At 69.8% G+C, this 17,019-nt stretch carries 19 protein-coding genes; 8 read left to right on the forward strand and 11 right to left on the reverse strand.

Annotated features, from left to right (window positions below; translation table 11 throughout):
• Window positions 1–40 precede the first annotated feature (40 nt).
• The 6 genes from BN159_RS03085 to BN159_RS03110 form a co-directional block, all read right to left on the reverse strand.
• Entirely contained in the window at window positions 41–1,066 is a 1,026-nt protein-coding gene (locus BN159_RS03085; protein ID WP_015655435.1) for an ABC transporter permease, read from the reverse strand.
• Entirely contained in the window at window positions 1,063–2,025 is a 963-nt protein-coding gene (locus BN159_RS03090) for an ABC transporter permease (RefSeq protein ID WP_015655436.1), read from the reverse strand. The genes BN159_RS03085 and BN159_RS03090 overlap by 4 nt, the downstream gene beginning before the upstream one ends.
• On the reverse strand, window positions 2,018–3,559 hold the full coding sequence (locus BN159_RS03095) for a sugar ABC transporter ATP-binding protein (protein ID WP_015655437.1): 1,542 nt from the start codon (window positions 3,557–3,559) through the stop codon (window positions 2,018–2,020). The genes BN159_RS03090 and BN159_RS03095 overlap by 8 nt, the downstream gene beginning before the upstream one ends.
• 1 nt (window position 3,560) lies before the next feature.
• On the reverse strand, window positions 3,561–4,655 hold the full coding sequence (locus BN159_RS03100) for an ABC transporter substrate-binding protein (protein WP_015655438.1): 1,095 nt from the start codon (window positions 4,653–4,655) through the stop codon (window positions 3,561–3,563).
• Between the two features lie 276 nt (window positions 4,656–4,931).
• Window positions 4,932–5,966: a LacI family DNA-binding transcriptional regulator gene (locus BN159_RS03105; protein ID WP_015655439.1), complete on the reverse strand. Its 1,035-nt coding sequence runs from the start codon at window positions 5,964–5,966 to the stop codon at window positions 4,932–4,934.
• 100 nt (window positions 5,967–6,066) lie between these two features.
• Window positions 6,067–6,504, reverse strand: coding sequence for a YrdB family protein (locus BN159_RS03110; protein ID WP_015655440.1), 438 nt, complete (start codon window positions 6,502–6,504; stop codon window positions 6,067–6,069).
• Between the two features lie 60 nt (window positions 6,505–6,564).
• Between BN159_RS03110 and BN159_RS03115 the strand changes: the two genes are divergently transcribed.
• On the forward strand, window positions 6,565–6,792 hold the full coding sequence (locus BN159_RS03115) for a hypothetical protein (protein ID WP_041818777.1): 228 nt from the start codon (window positions 6,565–6,567) through the stop codon (window positions 6,790–6,792).
• A 147-nt stretch (window positions 6,793–6,939) separates the two neighbouring features.
• Here the strand turns inward: BN159_RS03115 and BN159_RS03120 are convergent, their stop codons facing one another.
• Complete coding sequence (locus BN159_RS03120; RefSeq protein ID WP_015655442.1) at window positions 6,940–7,440, reverse strand: PaaI family thioesterase; 501 nt, start codon at window positions 7,438–7,440, stop codon at window positions 6,940–6,942.
• A 92-nt stretch (window positions 7,441–7,532) separates the two neighbouring features.
• Here BN159_RS03120 and BN159_RS03125 point away from each other — a divergent pair, with 92 nt between their 5' ends.
• Window positions 7,533–8,000 carry a winged helix-turn-helix transcriptional regulator gene (locus BN159_RS03125; protein WP_015655443.1) on the forward strand — a complete coding sequence of 156 codons (468 nt, stop codon included), beginning with the start codon at window positions 7,533–7,535 and terminating at the stop codon, window positions 7,998–8,000.
• Between the two features lie 92 nt (window positions 8,001–8,092).
• Window positions 8,093–8,968 carry a PhzF family phenazine biosynthesis protein gene (locus BN159_RS03130; RefSeq protein ID WP_015655444.1) on the forward strand — a complete coding sequence of 292 codons (876 nt, stop codon included), beginning with the start codon at window positions 8,093–8,095 and terminating at the stop codon, window positions 8,966–8,968.
• Here BN159_RS03130 and BN159_RS03135 read toward each other — a convergent pair.
• Window positions 8,961–10,073: an ABC transporter substrate-binding protein gene (locus BN159_RS03135; RefSeq protein WP_041818779.1), complete on the reverse strand. Its 1,113-nt coding sequence runs from the start codon at window positions 10,071–10,073 to the stop codon at window positions 8,961–8,963. The two genes, BN159_RS03130 and BN159_RS03135, sit on opposite strands and share 8 nt — an antisense overlap.
• A 169-nt stretch (window positions 10,074–10,242) precedes the next feature.
• A complete protein-coding gene (locus BN159_RS03140; protein ID WP_015655446.1) occupies window positions 10,243–11,013 on the reverse strand; it encodes a hypothetical protein in 771 nt (256 codons plus the stop codon).
• Between the two features lie 268 nt (window positions 11,014–11,281).
• Between BN159_RS03140 and BN159_RS03145 the strand changes: the two genes are divergently transcribed.
• A complete protein-coding gene (locus tag BN159_RS03145) occupies window positions 11,282–11,959 on the forward strand; it encodes a hypothetical protein (protein ID WP_015655447.1) in 678 nt (225 codons plus the stop codon).
• A 68-nt stretch (window positions 11,960–12,027) separates the two neighbouring features.
• Window positions 12,028–12,357, forward strand: coding sequence for an antibiotic biosynthesis monooxygenase family protein (locus BN159_RS03150; RefSeq protein WP_015655448.1), 330 nt, complete (start codon window positions 12,028–12,030; stop codon window positions 12,355–12,357).
• Between the two features lie 88 nt (window positions 12,358–12,445).
• On the opposite strand, the gene BN159_RS42685 is transcribed toward BN159_RS03150, so the two are convergent.
• Window positions 12,446–13,069, reverse strand: a complete 624-nt coding sequence (locus tag BN159_RS42685) for a hypothetical protein (protein ID WP_015655449.1) — start codon at window positions 13,067–13,069, stop codon at window positions 12,446–12,448.
• Window positions 13,070–13,149: 80 nt separating this feature from the next.
• Here BN159_RS42685 and BN159_RS03160 point away from each other — a divergent pair, with 80 nt between their 5' ends.
• From BN159_RS03160 to BN159_RS03170, 3 genes are all read left to right on the forward strand, one after another.
• Window positions 13,150–13,743 carry a DUF4291 domain-containing protein gene (locus tag BN159_RS03160; RefSeq protein ID WP_015655450.1) on the forward strand — a complete coding sequence of 198 codons (594 nt, stop codon included), beginning with the start codon at window positions 13,150–13,152 and terminating at the stop codon, window positions 13,741–13,743.
• Between the two features lie 168 nt (window positions 13,744–13,911).
• Entirely contained in the window at window positions 13,912–14,787 is an 876-nt protein-coding gene (locus tag BN159_RS03165) for a S1 family peptidase (protein ID WP_015655451.1), read from the forward strand.
• A 112-nt stretch (window positions 14,788–14,899) separates the two neighbouring features.
• Complete coding sequence (locus BN159_RS03170) at window positions 14,900–15,757, forward strand: GNAT family N-acetyltransferase (RefSeq protein WP_015655452.1); 858 nt, start codon at window positions 14,900–14,902, stop codon at window positions 15,755–15,757.
• On the opposite strand, the gene BN159_RS03175 is transcribed toward BN159_RS03170, so the two are convergent.
• Entirely contained in the window at window positions 15,754–16,956 is a 1,203-nt protein-coding gene (locus BN159_RS03175) for an erythromycin esterase family protein (protein ID WP_015655453.1), read from the reverse strand. The two genes, BN159_RS03170 and BN159_RS03175, sit on opposite strands and share 4 nt — an antisense overlap.
• Window positions 16,957–17,019: the final 63 nt, after the last annotated feature.

Consider the following 17,019-nt stretch of genomic DNA (forward strand, 5'->3'; position numbering starts at 1 on the left):
TGGGGTTGGGGTGTGGGGAGACGTGCGCGTCAGAGGCTTGTCACATCAGTTGGCGTCTGCGGCCCAGCCAGGTCTGGGCGATGACGACGACGGCCAGGAAGGCGCCGCTGACGACCTGTTGATAGGAGGAGTCGAGGGAGCCGATCTGGTTGATGACGTTCTGGATCACCTTCAGGAGCAGGACGCCGACCAGTGAGCCGCTGACGTAGCCGAGCCCGCCGGTCAGGAGGGTGCCGCCGATGACGACGGCGGAGATGGCCTCCAGTTCCATGCCGTTGCCCAGGATGGTCACGCCGGACGCCAGCCAGGCCGCGTTCAGCGCCCCGGCCAGTCCGGCGAGCAGTCCCGACAGGGCGTAGACGAGGATCTTGGTGCGGGCCACGGGGGCACCCATGAGGGCGGCCGCGTCCTCGTTGCCGCCGACGGCGTAGACATGCTGGCCGAACCGGGTCCGGCGCAGGACGACGGCGCCCGCGACGAACAGGCCCAGCGTGATCCACACCGGGTTGCCGAGGCCGAGGGTGGTGCCCTGGCCCAGTTCGGCGAGGAACGAGCCCTTGCCGATGAGGTAGGTGTCGGCGCCCTCGTCGGTCAGCGCCAGCATCAGCCCGCGTGCGCCCAGCATGGCGGCGAGGGTGACGATGAAGGGAGCGAGCCGTGAGCGGGCGACGAGGAGTCCGTTGACGACGCCGATCAGTCCGCAGACGGCGAGCGGCAGCAGCAGTGCCACCAGGGTGCCGTGGCGCGATCCCCAGGCGGCCAGGACGCCGCCGAGGGCGAAGAGGGAGCCGACGGACAGGTCGATGCCGCCGGTGATGATCACGAAGGTCATGCCGAGGGCGACGATCGCCAGGAAGGCCGAACTCGTCGCCATGTTGGAGAAGTTGTCGCCGGTGGCGAAGGAGTCGAAGGAGAACGACGCCACCAGGGAGACGATCACCAGCACGGCCAGCGCGCCGTGCTGCTGGAGCAGTGCGCTGAGCCGCTCGGAGCGGGCGGGGCCCACCGGTTCGGCTTCCTTCGTGGGCCCGGCGGTCACGGGTGCTTCCGTTCTGGTGGCGGTCATCGCTTCCCCCGTCCCCGAGCCGCGTAGACCGCGGCGACGATCACCATGGCCTGCGCGATCTGCGTCCAGGACGGCGGCAGGTCGTGCTTGATGAGCGTGGCGGTCAGGAGCTGGATGAGGACCGCTCCGGCCACGGTTCCGGCGATGTTCACGCGGCCGCCGGTCAGCGGGGTGCCGCCGACCACCACCGCCGTGATCGCGGAGAGTTCCATCAGGTTGCCCAGCGAGGTGGGATCGCTGGCCTGGAGTCGCGCGGTGGCGAGCACGCCCGCGACCGCCGCGAGCAGCGCGCTCACCACGTACACGATGATCAGGACGCGGCGTACGGGCAGACCGGCGAGCTGGGCCGCGGGGCGGCTGTCGCCGATGGCCAGCAATTGCCGCCCGAAGGTGGTGCGGCGGACCACGAACGCCACCAGCACGGCCAGCGCCGTGGCGATCAGGATCAGATACGGAACGCCAAGGACGTCGCCGGAGCCCAACGAGGCCAGGGAGGGGTTGCGCAGGTCCTTCAGCTGCGGAAGCAGCACCAGCGCCAGGCCCCGGCCGCCGACCATCAACGCCAGCGTGGCGACGATGGGTTGCACGCCGATGAAGGCCACCAGCGCTCCGTTGGCCAGCCCGACGCCGGCCGCGAACAGGGCGACCGCGAGCAGCGCGGGCAGGAGGCCGTACCCGAGGTAGAGGGCGGTGACGGAGGCCGACAGGGCCATCACGGCGCCGACGGAGAGGTCGACACCCTCGGTACCGATGACCAGGGCCATGCCCAGGGCGACGATGATGACCGGGGCGACCTGGACGGCCTGGGTGCGGAAGTTCTCCGCGGACAGGAAGTGCGGAGTGATGAGGACGTTGACGACGAGCAGCACCGCCACGCCGGCGTAGACGCCGTACGTCTGAAGCCACTGGAGGATGCGGTCCTTGTCCAACGGGGTGGTGCGCAGGGCGACTTCAGCCATCGGCGGTCGCCTCTTCCCGTACGTCGTTCCCGGCGATGGCCCGCATCAGCCTCTCCTCGGTGACGTCGTCGCCGCTCAGCTCGCCGACGACAACGCCGTCCTTCAGTACGACCACGCGGTCGGACCCTTCGATCAGTTCCTCCAGGTCGGAGGAGATGAGCAGGACGCCCAGGCCGTCGGCGGCCAGTTCGTCGACGAGTTTCTGTACCTCGGCCTTGGCTCCGACGTCGATGCCGCGGGTGGGTTCGTCGAGCAGGAGCACCTTGGGATGCATGGCGAGCCAGCGGGCCAGCAGCACCTTCTGCTGGTTGCCGCCGGAGAGTTCGCCGACCTTCTGCCGCGGTGAGGACGCCTTGATCCGGAGCCGTTCGATGAAGGTGTCGACGATCGCGTCGACCCGTGCCTCCGAGACCAGGCCGAAGCGGGACAGCCGCGGCAGCACGGCGAGGGCGATGTTCTCCCGCACCGAAAGCCCCGGGACGATGCCCTCGCTCTTGCGGTCCTCGGGCAGCAGGCTGATGCCCGCCCGGATGGCGGCCGGTGTGGAGCCCGCGCGCAGCGGCACACCGGCCACGGTGACCCTGCCCGAACCCAGCGGCAGGGCACCGGCGATGGCCTTCGCCGTCTCGGTGCGTCCGGAGCCGAGCAGCCCGCCGAGACCGACGACCTCACCGGGACGGATGCTCACCGAGACCCCGTGCAGCTGGTGCGGAACCGTCAACTCGTCCGCGCGCAGGACCGGTTCGGCATCCGCCGCACCATGGTCGCCGGTGAACTTGGTCAGGCCCTCCTCGCGGACCTCGCCCAGATCCCGGCCGAGCATGGTCGACACGAGCGAGAGCCGGTCGAGTCTGGCCAGCGGGCCGTGGTGGACCCGCTTCCCGTCGCGCAGCACAGTGACGGTGTCGCACACGGCGTACAGCTCGTCCAGGCGGTGGCTGACGTAGACGACCGCGATGCCCGCGTCGCGCAGCCGCCGGATCACCGTGAACAGGGTCTCCACCTCGCGGGGTTCGAGGGAGGAGGTCGGCTCGTCCATGATGACGATCCGCGCGTCGGTGGCGACGGCCCGGGCCAGGGCGACCATCTGCTGGGCACCGACTCCCAGGCTGCGCAGGGGCCTTCGGACATCGACCCGCACTCCGTAGGTGCGCAGCGTCTCCTCGGCCTCCCGGTTCATCCGGGCGATGTCCAGTACACCGAGCCGGTTGCGCGGCTCACGGCCCAGGAAGAGGTTGCGGGCCACGCTGAGCAGCGGGATGAGGTTGACCTCCTGGTAGATGGTGGAGATCCCGGCCTTCTGCGCCTCCAGCGGGGTGGCGAAGGAGACCTCGCGGCCCTGGAAGACGATCTGTCCGGCGTCGGGCCGGTACACGCCGGTGAGGAGTTTGATGAGGGTCGACTTCCCGGCGCCGTTCTCGCCGATCAGGGCGTGGACCTCACCGGCGTGCAGGGTGAGGTCCACGTCGTCCAGGGCCCGGACGCCGGGGAAGGTCTTGCTCAGTCCGCGGACGGTGAGAACTTCTGCGGGCACGTCAGTACGCCTTGCCGAGGTCACTCTTCGCGTTGTCCGCGCCGTAGGCACCGTCCTCGATAACGATGTCCTGGGCGACTTCCTCACCCTGGGTGAAGGTGTCGAGGGTCTGGAAGGCCAGCGGGCCGAAGCGCGGGTTGGACTCGATGACCCCGCTGATCCAGCCGTCCACGATGCCCTGGACGGCGTTGCGGGTGCCGTCGACCGTGACGATCTTGACGTCGCCGGCCTTCTTCCCGGCGCCCTTGAGCGCGGCGACGGCACCGAGGCCCATCTCGTCGTTCTCGGCGTAGATGCCCTTGATCCCGGGCTTGGACTGGATGAGCTGCTCGGTGACCTGCTGGCCCTTTTCGCGGGCGAAGTCGCCGGTCTGCTCGAAGACGACCTTCAGCTCCGGGGCCTTCTCGGCGATCCGGTCCTTGAAGCCCTTGGTGCGCTCGGTGGTCACGTTGTTGCCCGCCGCGCCGAGCAGGATCGCCACCTCTCCCTTGCCGCCGGTCGCCTCGATCATCTGGTCGGCGGCGCGCTTGCCCTGCTCGACGAAGTCGGAGGCGATGAAGGAGACATAGTCCTTGCACGCCGTGGCGTTGATCTTGCGGTCGATCGTCACGATGGGGACCTTCTTGGCGGCCGCCGCCTGGAGGACCGGGTCCCAGCCGTCGGAGTTCAGCGGGGCGATGACCAGCAGGTCGGCACCCTTGGCCAGCAGGTCCTGGACATCGCTGATCTGCTTGGAGAACTGCGACTGGGCATTGGCCGTCAGCAGTTTGACCCCGCGCTTGCTCGCCTCGTCCTTGATGGACTGCGTCTCGGCGATACGGAACGGGTTGGCTTCCTTCTCGGACTGGGAGAAGCCGACGGTGGCGTTCTTGAGATCGAGCTTCTCAGCGCCGTACGCCTCGATGGTGCAGGTCTTGCCGCCCGGCGCGGGCGAGGCGACCTTCTGTTCGGCGCCTGCGGCGGCCGCGGAGGAGGTGCCGCTCGACGCGTCGTCCTCCGACTTCGCGCAGGAGGTGGCGGTCAAGGCCACCACGGCGGCCAGGGAGACGGCCACAGGACGGGCGAGGGGGCGACGACGGTGAGTGGTGCGCTGCATGGGTGACCCCGATCCGGGCGACGCTGAAAGGGAGTTGGGGAGGCGGTGAACGGGCAGAGTTGCTCTTCTCTCCAGGCGGGAAAGGTTGTTCGGCCCGCCGCACAGAGGTTTTTACATCGTTGGAAGGATGCTGTAAACCCCCTGTGCACGAGGCGAACTTGGGACGCCGTCGGCAAGACGGCAGCATCAATTGCTCTGCGGGCGACGCGAATCAGCGAGTGCACATCGCAAACGCCGATGAAAAGAGGGGTGGTTCGGAACGCGGCGCCGAACGGATCAGCCCCGACCGTCCGAGACCTGCGCCCCCCGGCCGAGCGTGCTCTCCCGCTGCACAAGCCGGTAGTCGGCCCACACTCGGCGCGGTTCGGGCGCTTCACCGCCGCCGAGCCGCGCCAGCACCGACTCGACCGCGAGCCGGCCGATGGCTTCCTTGTCCGGCGACACGGAAGTGAGCGTCACCGCACCGAAACGCCCCTCGACGACGTCGTCGAAGCCGACGATCGCGATGTCCTCGGGCACCCGCAGCCCGCGTTCGTGCAGCACACGCATCGCGCCGATGGCCATCGGGTCGTTGTAGGCGAAGACGGCGTCGGGGCGCCGCCCGGATTCCAGGATGCGCGCCATGGCGGCCGCGCCGTCCGCATGCCCCCACCCGTCGGTGGCGGCGACCAGCCCGTCGTCGGCCGGGAGTCCGGCGCCGGTCAGCTCCTCGCGCCAGCCCCGTACCCGCAGTTGCGCGGGCTCACTGCGACCGCGGCGATCACCGATGAACGCGACTTCCCGCCGCCCCAGTTCGATGAGATGCCGCACCGCCGTGCGGGCCGCGGCCACGTTGTCGATCGCGATGTGGTCGTACGGCAGGGCGTAGTCCCGTTCGCCGAGCAGCACGAGCGGGACCTTCTCCGCCCGGTCGCGCAGATCCTCGGTCTCCAGCTCGATGGGGCTGAGGATGAGTCCGTCGATGACCCGGGCCCGGAAGCCCTGGCTGACCAGGATCTCCTGCTCGCGCCGGCCGCCGGTGTGGTCCAGCAGCACGATGTAGTCATGCGCGGCGGCGGCGTCGATGACGGTGGCCGCGAGTTCGGCGAAGTACGGATTGCCCAGTTCGGGCAGGGCGAGCGCGATGATGCCCGTGCGTCCCTTGCGCAGGTGCCGGGCGGCGAGGTTGGGCCGGTAGCCGAGCGCGTCGATGGACGCCTGAACGCGCTCGCGCATGGCTGGTGTGACGTGCTGATAGTTGTTCACCACGTTGGAGACGGTCTTGATGGAGACCCCAGCGTGCGCGGCGACATCCTTGAGGCTGACCCGCACGGCAATCCCTTCACGTCAATTTTACAACGTTATACAGGCGCGGTCGGCGGGCTGACAAGGTGAGGGGGTGGACGGTGCGCGTCCCTGTCGGGGCCCTGCGTCAGGAGAGATCCGGCGACCGTACACCCGAGGGCGAGGCTCGGAAGTACTCGGCCACCGCGGTATTGACGGCGGTCACCACCGCCACGACGCCCGCAGCGACGGGGTGCCCCACCGCGTACAGGGCAGCGGCCCCGCCCCCGAGCACCAGCGCCTTCACCACCAGCACGAGCGCAAGCCGCGGCCGCCAACGGGCCCGGGGCGCGGCGAACAGTCCCCACACCAGGATGGCCAGCGAGGGTGTGCCCACACCGAGCAGGATGCGGGGCACACCCTCATGGCCCGCGCTGAATCCCCACCAGCCGAGAAAGCCCAGCGCGGCGATTTCCAACAGGAACGCCAAGGCTTCGTTCGCGATGTCCCAGGGCCGGGCATCGAGCCCCGCCGCACCGCCACCGGCCCCCGCCATCCGCCACTCCCGACCGAAGATCTCCAGCATGCCGGAGACAGCCTGACCACACCTGGCCGGAAAGGGAAGTCGGTGGATAGGGTCGCGGTCGTGACCAGGAAGCCCTCGCACTCCGTCCCCGGCCCTCTCGCGGCGGCAGCCGCGGCCGAGTTCCTGAACGCGCAGGAGATCACGACCACGGACTGCCGGGGCTGCGGCGCCGAGGTGTCGGGGGTCAACGGGCGGTACGCCTGCGGGGTCTGCGGGTGGACGAACCACTGGTCCGAAGGGCACAACCAACTGCCGGGCGCCCATGAGGACCCGGACGCGGTGGCGTGATCCCGAGCCGGCCCTCCCCTTCCTCGGACGTCTGCGCGCCGCCTCCCTGACGCACCAGGTCTGGTAGGTGTGGGAGTAGAGGCGCTTTCCGAGCCACGTGCAGGCGTCGACGTCCGGGCGGGTGGTCGGGGTGCAGGGGCCCGTCTCTCAGGTCGCGGAGGGCGGTATCGGGAACAGCAGGCAGCTGCTCGTGGCGTGGGCGAGCAGGCGCTCGTCCGCGTCGACCAGCTTGGCCTCGGCCAGCGCGGTCGTCCGGCCCCGGTTGACGATCGTGCCGATGGCCCGGACCTTGCCGGTGTCCGCGGTGATGCGCTTGAGGAACTTCACGTTCAGGTCGAGCGAGGTGTACCCCATGCCCGGCGGGAGCGTGGACTGTACGGCGCAGCCGGCCGCCGAGTCGAGCAGGGTGGCGTAGACACCGCCGTGCACACTGCCGATGGGGTTGTAGTGCTCCTCCCCCGGCGTCATCGAGAACACCGCCCTGCCCTCTTCCACCTCGTCCAGCGTGAAGTCGAGGGTGGCCGAGACAGGCGGCGCGGGCAGCCGACCCGCCTGCATCTCCCGCAGGAAGTCCATACCGGAGGCGAGTCCCACGGCGGCGGCACTGGTCGCGGGGTCCTCCCACTCGTAGGTGCGTGTACGTCCCATGCTTCGGCGTCCTCTCGGCTGACTTCGTCGGTTGAAGCTAGCCCGGCGCTCACCTGACTGTCAAAGGAATAGTCAGCCCGTAGCATGGAGGCATGGAGTGGCTTGAGGTCAGCACCGAGAACTGTCCCGTCCAGTGCACGCTCGATCTGGTCGGCGAGAAGTGGACGCTGCTGATCATTCGGGACGCCGCCAACGGCGTACGCCGGTTCGATGACTTCCGGCGCCACATCGGCCTGTCCGAGGCGGTCCTCAGCGACCGCCTGCGCAAACTCACCGCGGCCGGAATCCTCAGGACCGTCGCCTACCGCGAGCCGGGCAGCCGCTCCCGCAACGAGTACCGCCTGACCCGCAAGGGATGGGACCTGTGGCCCGTACTCGTCGCCCTCCGCCAGTGGGGCGAGGCCTACGCACCGGATCCCGAAGGCTCGGTACTGGACATGCGTCACGCCGCCTGCGAGGCCCCGGTCCGCGTCGTCGTCGAATGCGCGGAGGAGCATGTCGCCCTGTCCCCCAAGGAAGTCTCCGCCCGACCGGGCCCCGGCGCCCGCCGTCGGACGTAGTCCCACTTCATGCGTGGCGGGCTCTCGAACGGCGGGACAAGCCACACCGGGAGGGCGGGAACTGTCGTGGCCTTGCCGCGCGTTCCAGGTTCATGACGACGAACCGCCAGCAGCCCGAGGTGCTCCGCTACACCGCCTTCTCCGGCTCTCCCGACGGTGGGAACCCGGCCGGTGTCGTGCTGGACGCCACCGGTCTCGATGACGACGACATGCTGGCGATCGCCGCTGAACTCGGATACTCGGAGTCCGCTTTCCTGACCGCGCCGCCGGAGGACATAGGCGGGGAGCAGGGGCGGGCGTACCGCGTGCGCTACTTCAGTCCCAAGGCCGAGGTGCCGTTCTGCGGGCATGCCACCGTCGCGACCGCCATCGCGCTCGCCGAGCGGATAGGGCCCGGGGAGCTGGTCTTCGCGACGCGCGCCGGGACCGTGCCGGTGCAGGTGGATGAGGAGCTCGGGACGGTCAGGGCCACACTCACCAGTGTCGAACCGCATGTCGAGGAGATCGACGATACCGACCTCAGCGAGGCGCTCGCCGCGCTCGACTGGCCCGCCGCCGATCTCGACCCGGCCTTCCCGCCCCGCATATCGTTCGCCGGTGCCCGGCATCTCGTGCTGGCGGCGGCCTCCCGTGCGCGCCTGGCGGATCTCGCGTACGACTTCGCGCGCCTCGAAGCGCTGATGCACCGACTGGACCTCACCACGGTCCAGTTGGTGTGGCGGGAGTCGGCCACCGTCTTCCACGTCCGCGATCCGTTCCCCGTCGGCGGCGTCGTCGAGGACCCGGCGACCGGCGCCGCGGCCGCGGCGTTCGGCGCGTACGCCCGTGAACTCGGCCTGGTGCCCGAGGACTCCGTCCTCACCCTGCATCAGGGCGAGGACCTGGGGCGCCCCGGTGAGCTCACGGTGACGCTGCGCGCGGGTGACCCGAGGGTGCGGGTCGGCGGCACGGGGGTTCGTATCAGCTGAGGGGAGGCGGCCCGTCCGGTACGGCGTGCAGGATCCTGAAGCGGTCGGGCGCTTCCGGGTCCCGGTCCACGACTTGGACGGGCGGCCAAGTCCATTGCCACACGCCGATTCCGGGCGTGCGCGAGAACCGGATCGGGCCACGAGTGCCGTCCACGGCGACGCGCGGCCAGGATGCGGCGATGCGGGCTCGGTCGGTGCCGTGCGAACGGAGCAGCTGGGCGAGGACAGCGACCGTGTCGTATCCCTCGAAGGCGACGAAGGAGGGGGGTTCGGCCAGGCGCTCGCGCAGGGTCGTCGCCACTCGTGTGCCCAGCGGCGTGAGGCGTTCGGGCAGGTAGCGCAGGAACGGGATCGCGGTGCCCTCCTCGCTCAGCAGGGCCGCCCATTCGGCGAACTCCGGCTGCCCGGCCGGAGCGCCGATCAGGATGTCGGTGAGGCGCGGGTCGCGGCGGACGGACTTCACGATCGGCACCGCCGGATCCGGGTGGCCGGCCAGAAGAAGGAGAGCTGTCGCGCCGTGGGTGACGAGTGCGTCGCACACGGCGTCGGGGGCCAGCGTGGTCATGTCGAGTTCGATGACCGTACCGCCGCGCGGAGCGAGGTGGTCGCCCAGGATGCGGGTCCCGGATGCCCAGTAGACGCTCGGCTGCGTGGCTACGGCGATGCGGCGATGACCGGCGCCGAGGAGGAAGTCCGCGTAGATCCGCCAGCCGTGGGACTGCGCCGGGGGCAGCCGCGCGACCCAATCGGTCGGCTGCTCGGTGAGCCCGTCGAGCACGGCTGACGAGCACAGGAACGGCAGTCCGAGGGCGTCGGCCCTGGCGGCGGCAGCTCGGGCGACGACGCTGTGGTACTCCCCCGCCAGAGCGGCCACGCCCAGGCCGGCCAGCTCGTCCACGGCCGCCGCGGCCTTCTCCGGATCGGCCGCGGTGTCCCGGACCACCAGCTCAAGTGGGCTTCCGTCGATCCCGCCCGCGTCGTTGACTTCGCGGACGGCCAGTTCGAGTCCGGCGAGCAGGTGGTGGCCTGCCTCGACCCAGCCGGGGCGAGTGAGCGGAACGAGGGCGCCGATCCGGGGGTGCACCTTGGTGATCACACCGGACATTGCATCCATCGCCGCCGCCGGGAGGCAACCGATTATCGGCACCTCCTCGCGGCGGCACAGACTGAAGGCGGCGGGCCAGGGTCTGTCGTTTGGATCAGGCCGGCTGCAAGAAACAGTGCAGGCCGACCGACCAGAGCCCGCAACGCCGGACTGATCCAAACGACAGGCCCTACGGGCAGGACTCGCCGAACTTGACCGCGGTGAGCGTGACCGGCTGGCCGTTCAGTGCCACACCGGCGGCCGGCTTCTGAGTGCACACCTGCCAGTTCGACTCGACCAGGATCCAACGGTCCTCCGGCGTCGCGTCCTCGACCGTGAGCGACGTGCCGGAGTCGAGCGCACTGCGGGCGGCGTTCACCGACTTGCCCTTGAAGTCGGGCATCTTCCCGTCCTTCGCGGACGGCGGCTTCTGGTCCTTCGCCGGGCAGTCCTCCTCCAACTTGACCGCACCGAAGTCGAGTTCGGTGTCGGTCGACGCCGACGTCCCGGCCTTCGTGTTCTGGCTGCACACCTTCCAATTACGGTCGAACGCCTGCATACGGTCGCGTCCGAGCGCATCGTGGGAGTCCAGCGAGTAGAAGCCGAGTTCCTGGGCCTTGTCCTGCGCGGACTGGAGGCCCATCCCGACGAAGTCGGGCACGGTCGCCTTCTCGCCGTCGTCGGACGCGGGCTTGGCGTCCTGGGTCTCCTTGGTCTCCTTGGCCGCCGCGGATTTGGCGGGCTTGCCGACGGCCGTTTCCGTCACGGTGACGGTGGGCCGCGGTGCGGCGCTGCCGGCGCCGGTCTTCTCCTGGCCGCTGCCGTCCTCGGATCCGACGCCGACTCCGACGAAGAAGAGGAGGAGCGCGGCCGGGATCGCGACCCGCTTGCGAGCCCACTTGGGCCGAGCGTCCGACGACCCGGCGAACGGCGGCTGGGCAGGCGGCTGGTTGTACGACATTCATCCCTCACTGGTGCTGCGGTGTCAGCTGACCGTAAAGGGGCGCGAGCGAGCGATGACACGATGGGGTGGATCAGTGACGCAACCGTGATGGAAGTGTGAACTTCGCAGGTCAGAGCCGCTCTCGGCGCCAGAAGCGGATAGCGCCCCTTCGCGCTTCCACCCACCGACCGAGCTGGGCCCAATTCCCGCCGCGTGAAAGGTAATTGGCCGCGAAGCGGGTATCCACATCACAGGTGGCATCGGGGAAGCATGGGGGGCTGACACTGTGGCGCGCCTGTCGTGGTCGTCCGGTCCCGTCCAGTCACGTCGCGCGCAGCGCCGCGAGGCCGTACGCCTGCTGCGGGCCGGCGGGCTCTACGGGCCCAGGTTCCGCGAAGTGTTCCCGGCACTGGTGCTGGTGGTGGCGATGGTGTGCGCCGTGGTCGCGCTGCTCGCGTGGGGATACCGCGCCGTGGGGATCGCGGTGCCGATCACCGGTGTCGTAGTGGTCGTCGGCGCGGCCGTCCTCTGGGTGCGCCACCAGCGACCGGGAGCCCGCCGACGCATCGGGTACTACACCCCGGACGACCTTCTCGAACTCGACACCCAGGGCCTGGCGCTGGCCGTGGCGCGGATGCTGCGCCGGGACGGCTGGCGGGTACGGCTGATACCCGCGCCCGACCGGCCGCGCGTGCGGGCCCACAACACCGACGGGTGCCACGTCGACGTGGCCTTCCGGCCGGTGGCCGAACCCCTCCCCGACGAGGAACCAGCACATCGCCGCACACACCGCGGGAAGCCCGACGAGGAAGTCCTCCGCGTGGTCGTCCACCGGGGTACGTTCGCGGCCCGCGACGTCCAGTGGGCGCGGCGGGACGGCAGGACCCGGCTGCTCGACGGCCCTGCGCTGCGGCGTTGGGGAGCGGGCGAGGAGCTGGGTGTGCTGCTGGCCGAAGAGGTGTGACGGCACCATCTGCCCCGCTGTGCGGGGCGGTACCCGTCGGCCGACTGCCGTGGGGCAGGATGAGCACCATGAGCGTAGTCAAGATCAACGTACTGACCGTTCCCGCAGAGCAGCGCGAGACCCTGGAGAAGCGCTTCGCCTCCCGCGCGCACGCCGTGGAGAACTCCGACGGCTTCGAGTGGTTCGAACTCCTCCGTCCCGTCGAAGGCACCGACAACTACCTCGTCTACACCCGCTGGCGCGACGAGGAGTCCTTCCAGGCGTGGATGGAGGGCCCGATGAAGTCGGCCCACCAGGGCGGCGGCTCGGAAGGCGGCGACCGCCCCCGCCCTGCGGCCAGCGGCTCCACCCTGTGGTCCTTCGACGTGGTCCAGCAGGCCGGCCCCAAGGGCGAGTGACGCCAACGGTCCTGACGTCACCTGGCGCGACGTGGACCACGCCAGGTGACGCGGCCGACGCCCTCCGACCGCCCCGGGTTCTGTGCCGTCAGTCGAATGCCACAACCAGGCGAACACCGTCGTCACCGAAGCGGCCGGCCAGAGCCTTCATCACGGCGAAGACATGCGGCCAGTGAGTCCCCGAACCCAGCACAGCTCCCGCGGTCAGTGGTTCGTAGGCGCAGACCAGATCGTCGGTGGTCCACTCAACGCGTCCTGAGCCGCTGTGCGAGTCCACCGGTGGCACGCCCACCAAAGCCAGGACCTCCGGCGGCCACTGCTGGGATACGAGCCGGCTGTACCGCGTCGACGGCAGCGACTTCTTGTGCCAGGTGACTCGGCCGACGAAGTGTTCAGCCCCGATCGCGGAATCGATGGAGGCGAGCTCCCCCCAACTCACCCAGCTCGCGCTGTCCATCTCGCCCTGGGCAACCCAGGGGCCCAGCTGCGAGCGCATGCCGCTCGACAGGTCAGCGGGAAGACCACGACCGGGTGCAAGGGGCGCGAAGCCCGCGTAGTTGCGCACGCCGAAGAGAAGACCGAAGGCCGTGTAGTCGGTCTCGTCGTACAGCGGCCACAGATCGATGGCGGTCACCCATGTCTCACCGTCGTAGTCCTCGGTGCCTGCATAAGGGTGACGGAACTCGATCCCGCCGTAGATGTCCGTGCCCATGGTGGCGCACCATAACGGGCCGGCCGCGACCGCAGAAACTCAGTGGCCGCCTGAACCAGCGGCGCCCCAAGCTGTCCACCATGAACGAACCGCAGCGCGAGATCCGTGCGGCCCATACGGAGTCCACGATCACCGTCTACCAGGCGTACGCCCCGGAGATCGGCCTGGCCGCCGTCCGCGAGGGCCGCTTCCCCGCCGCGTGGAAGCGGGACCGCATGACGTGGATCAAGCCGTCGTTCCTGTGGATGATGTACCGCTGCGGCTGGGGCACGAAGGCGGGGCAGGAGACCGTTCTCGCCGTCGAGATCAGCCGTGACGGTTTCGAGTGGGCGTTGCGACACGCGTGTCTGTCCAGCTACGTCCGTGGGGTGCATCCCGACCAGGCCACCTGGCAGCGGCAGTTGAAGCGGGCGCCCACCCGCGTGCAGTGGGACCCCGAGCGGGACCTGCACCTACGGCCGTTGCCGTACCGGTCCCTCCAGCTCGGCCTCTCCGGTGAGGCCGTACGGCGCTACGCGGACGAGTGGACGGTCGCCATCCGTGACGTGACTCCGCTCGCCCATGCAGTGCACGCCCAGGTCAAGGCTGGTCAGCTGGATGCCGCCACCCGAATGCTGCCCAAGGAACAGCCGTACGCGGATGGCGCGGAGCTTCTCTCTCACCTAGGAGGCTGACGGCACGGCCGGGCTCGCCGCTCCTCAGGTGCTCGGCCTGAAGCCACCTGGTCGCGCCCTCAACATCCCGGCACAATGAGCGCTGTCCCGTTTCCAGCAGGTGACTCCGGCAGCGCGTCGCCCGGCACACCGGCCAACCATCCGACGGTTCCTCGGGAGTTGTGGGCGATGAGCGTACGTCGTACCAGCCTGGGACGTTTCCGGTCCGCCGCCTGCGTGCTGAGTCTGGTCGTCGGGGCTGTTCTCGGGTTGTCCGGGACGGGTTCGGCCGTCGGGCCCGTGGCAGGACCGGCGCGTGCCGCTTCCGCGGTGGAGGCCCTCGGGATCGCCGGGACGGCCTGGGGCGTGGATCAGCGCACGGGGACGCTGCGGGTTGATGTCGACTCGTCCGTGTCAGCGGGCGATCTCGCTCGGCTGCGGCAGGTCGCCGAGCGTTCGGACGTGCGCGTCGTTCTTCAGCGGGAGGAAGGGCGGCTGCGCACCCTCGTGTCCGGTGGTGACGGTGTCTTCGCCGCCGGGTTGCGCTGCTCGGCAGGGGTCAACGTGCGCAGTGGGACCACCTACTACTTCGTCACCGCCGGGCATTGCACCGATGCCGCATCCACCTGGTACACCACTTCCGCCCAGACCACCTCGATCGGGCCCACGACCAGCAGTAGCTTCCCGGGCAATGACTTCGGTGTCGTCCGGTACGCCAACGCCGCCGTGCCGCACCCGGGAACGATCGGGACCGTTGACATCACCGGCACCGCTACCGCATATGTCGGCCAGAGCGTTTGCCGCCGCGGCTCGACCACCGGTGTGCGCTGCGGTGTGGTCACGGGGTTGAACGCGACCGTCAACTACGGTGGCGGCAGCATCGTCTACGGGCTCATCCGGACCAACATCTGCGCCGAGCCCGGCGACAGCGGCGGGCCGCTCTACGCGGGCGACAAGATCATTGGCATCCTCTCGGGCGGCTCCGGCAACTGCACCACCGGGGGCACCACTTACTACCAGCCCATCCAGGAAGTCCTCAGCAGCCAAGGCCTGTCCGTCTACTGACCCATCGCCGTCGCGAACTCCCGTGGGAACAACGCCTCGACGTGGGCACTGACGTACCTACACAAACCGAGATTGACCAGCCTCCGCCCCGAAGATCGGGGACCATGCGGGCATGCACTCGGACGGTTGGCAACTCACCGAAGACATCGACGACTTCCTCTCCCGGGGCGGGGACTTCCTGCGTTCACGGCCCGCGCTGCACACCATGCCGCTGACCGTGATCGAGAAGCTCCGGACCGAAGGGACGGCCGAATTCGGCGGCGGGGCAACGCTCTTCGGGCGGCTGGAGGAGAGGGGTGAGGTCCGCGGCATCTTCTACCGGCTACCGTCCCGTGGCCTGAGCCCCACTCCGCTCTCCCCCGAGGGCGCCGACCGCCTCGCCGCCCACCTCGCCGGGCTCGGTCACCCCCTTCCCTACGTCAGCGCGGAGCACGGCACCGCCACCGCATTCGCCCAGGCCTGGCAGCGGTACACGGGCGCTACGGCGAAGCTCACCACGCGGATCCGTCTGTACCGTCTCGGCACGCTCACCCCGCCGCAGCCGACCCCGGAGGGCCGGGGGCGGGCCGCGGGCGAGCGGGATCTCGATCAAGTCGTGCGGTGGTGCGGTGAGTTCGTCGACACCGTCGGCGAGGTCCCCGCCGTGGATGCCCGCTCCTGGGCCGGATCGCGCTTCGCCGACCGGCACTTCACCTTCTGGGAGACCCCGGACGGCACGCCCGCCTCCATGGCGGCCGTGACCACCATGGTCGCCGGGATGGTCCGGGTGGACCCCGTCTACACCCCGGCCCACCTCAGGGGACGCGGCTACGCGGGTGCCGTGACGGTCGAGGTGAGCCGGGCCGCGCTCACCGCGGGAGCCACGGACGTCGTGCTCTTCGCGGACCCCGACAACCCCACCAGCAATGCCCTCTACCAGCGGATCGGGTACGTCCCGATCGCCGAGTGGGCCGTGTACGACTTCCGCTAGCTCTGCCGGACGTCCTTGACGAACACGAGGGCGTCGGGGTCGGTCAGATGGCCGGGGTCGAGAGGGGCGTAGCCGAACCAGGGGGACTCTCGGGGAGTGGGGCGTGCGGCGCCGAGGGCGGTGGCCAGTCGGCGGGGCGCTACTACGCAGCTGTCCTCGGGGAGTTCGTACAGGAGGCCCTCGATGGAGTCCGCGGGCGGGGTGTCCACTCCCTGGTGCCGGATGGTGCCGACGGCGGTGGCCGCGAAGGCATAGTCCTGGCCGAGTTGGGCGTGCACGAGGGCGCCCGCGCTCCACCACTCCAGCAGTTTTCCGGCCATCCGCATGCTGCTCTTCCTTCGCTGGAGGTGGGCGTTGTGGGCGTGGGCGAGCACCGGGCCGCGTTCGGTGAGGGCCAGGAGGTTCTGCGCCATCATCTGACCGCGCGTGGCTAGGAGTTGAGTCATTCGGGCCGGTGAGGTGTCGGCCATCCCGTGGTGGTAGCGCAGCAGGCCGATGGCGGTACGGCCGTAGAGGCGCGCTCGGTCCCAGTCGCCCCGTGAGGTCGTGTTGATGAGGTGGGGTGTCTGTGTGTCGAGCAGAGCCACCAAGTCGTCGGCGAGCAGGCGTAGTTGGCGGGCCTCGGGTGACTGGCCCACCGACTGGGTGGGGTCCGTCATCGCGGCCTGCTTGGTCCAACGGGCGTCCGGGCCCAGCAGGTCGTCGAGTGTCTGCGGCGTGCCCGGGAGGAGGTCCGCGTCCACATGGAGTGAGAGGTATCCGAGGAGTGCGGTGAGGGCCTGGCGGGGGCTCTCGGCCTCGGCCATCTCCAGCGGGCCGTCGAATCCGGCGAAGTGGAGGCGGTCGGATGCCGGCCTGCCCTCGTTGTAGGCGTGCATCCAGGAGACGAGGTCGCGGTTGGCGGCCGAGGCGCCCCAGCCGTGGCTGAAGCCGTGCCGCATGGTCTCGTCGAGCGTTCCGGTGCCCGAGGTGACGTAGTCGTCGACCAGTAGGCCCCTCATGCAGTCGCTCTCGATCGCGATGGTGCGGTAGCCCTCCTGTTCGACGAGCCGGCGGAAGAGGTCGTTGCGGACGGCGAGCAGAGCGTCCTCGCCGTGGGTGGGCTCGCCCAGGGCGAGCAGTCGGGGGCGGGCCGGGAGCAGTCTCATGACGGTGGCCGCCTCGACGGCATGGGCGGTTTCCTTGATGTCGGTCGCCATGCCTTCAACGGTATCGTTGAACCTCCGGTTGAAACTTTCCGCGATATCGTCCGGTGAATGGGG

This window comes from Streptomyces davaonensis JCM 4913, from assembly GCF_000349325.1.
Classification (GTDB): Bacteria; Actinomycetota; Actinomycetes; order Streptomycetales; family Streptomycetaceae; genus Streptomyces; species Streptomyces davaonensis.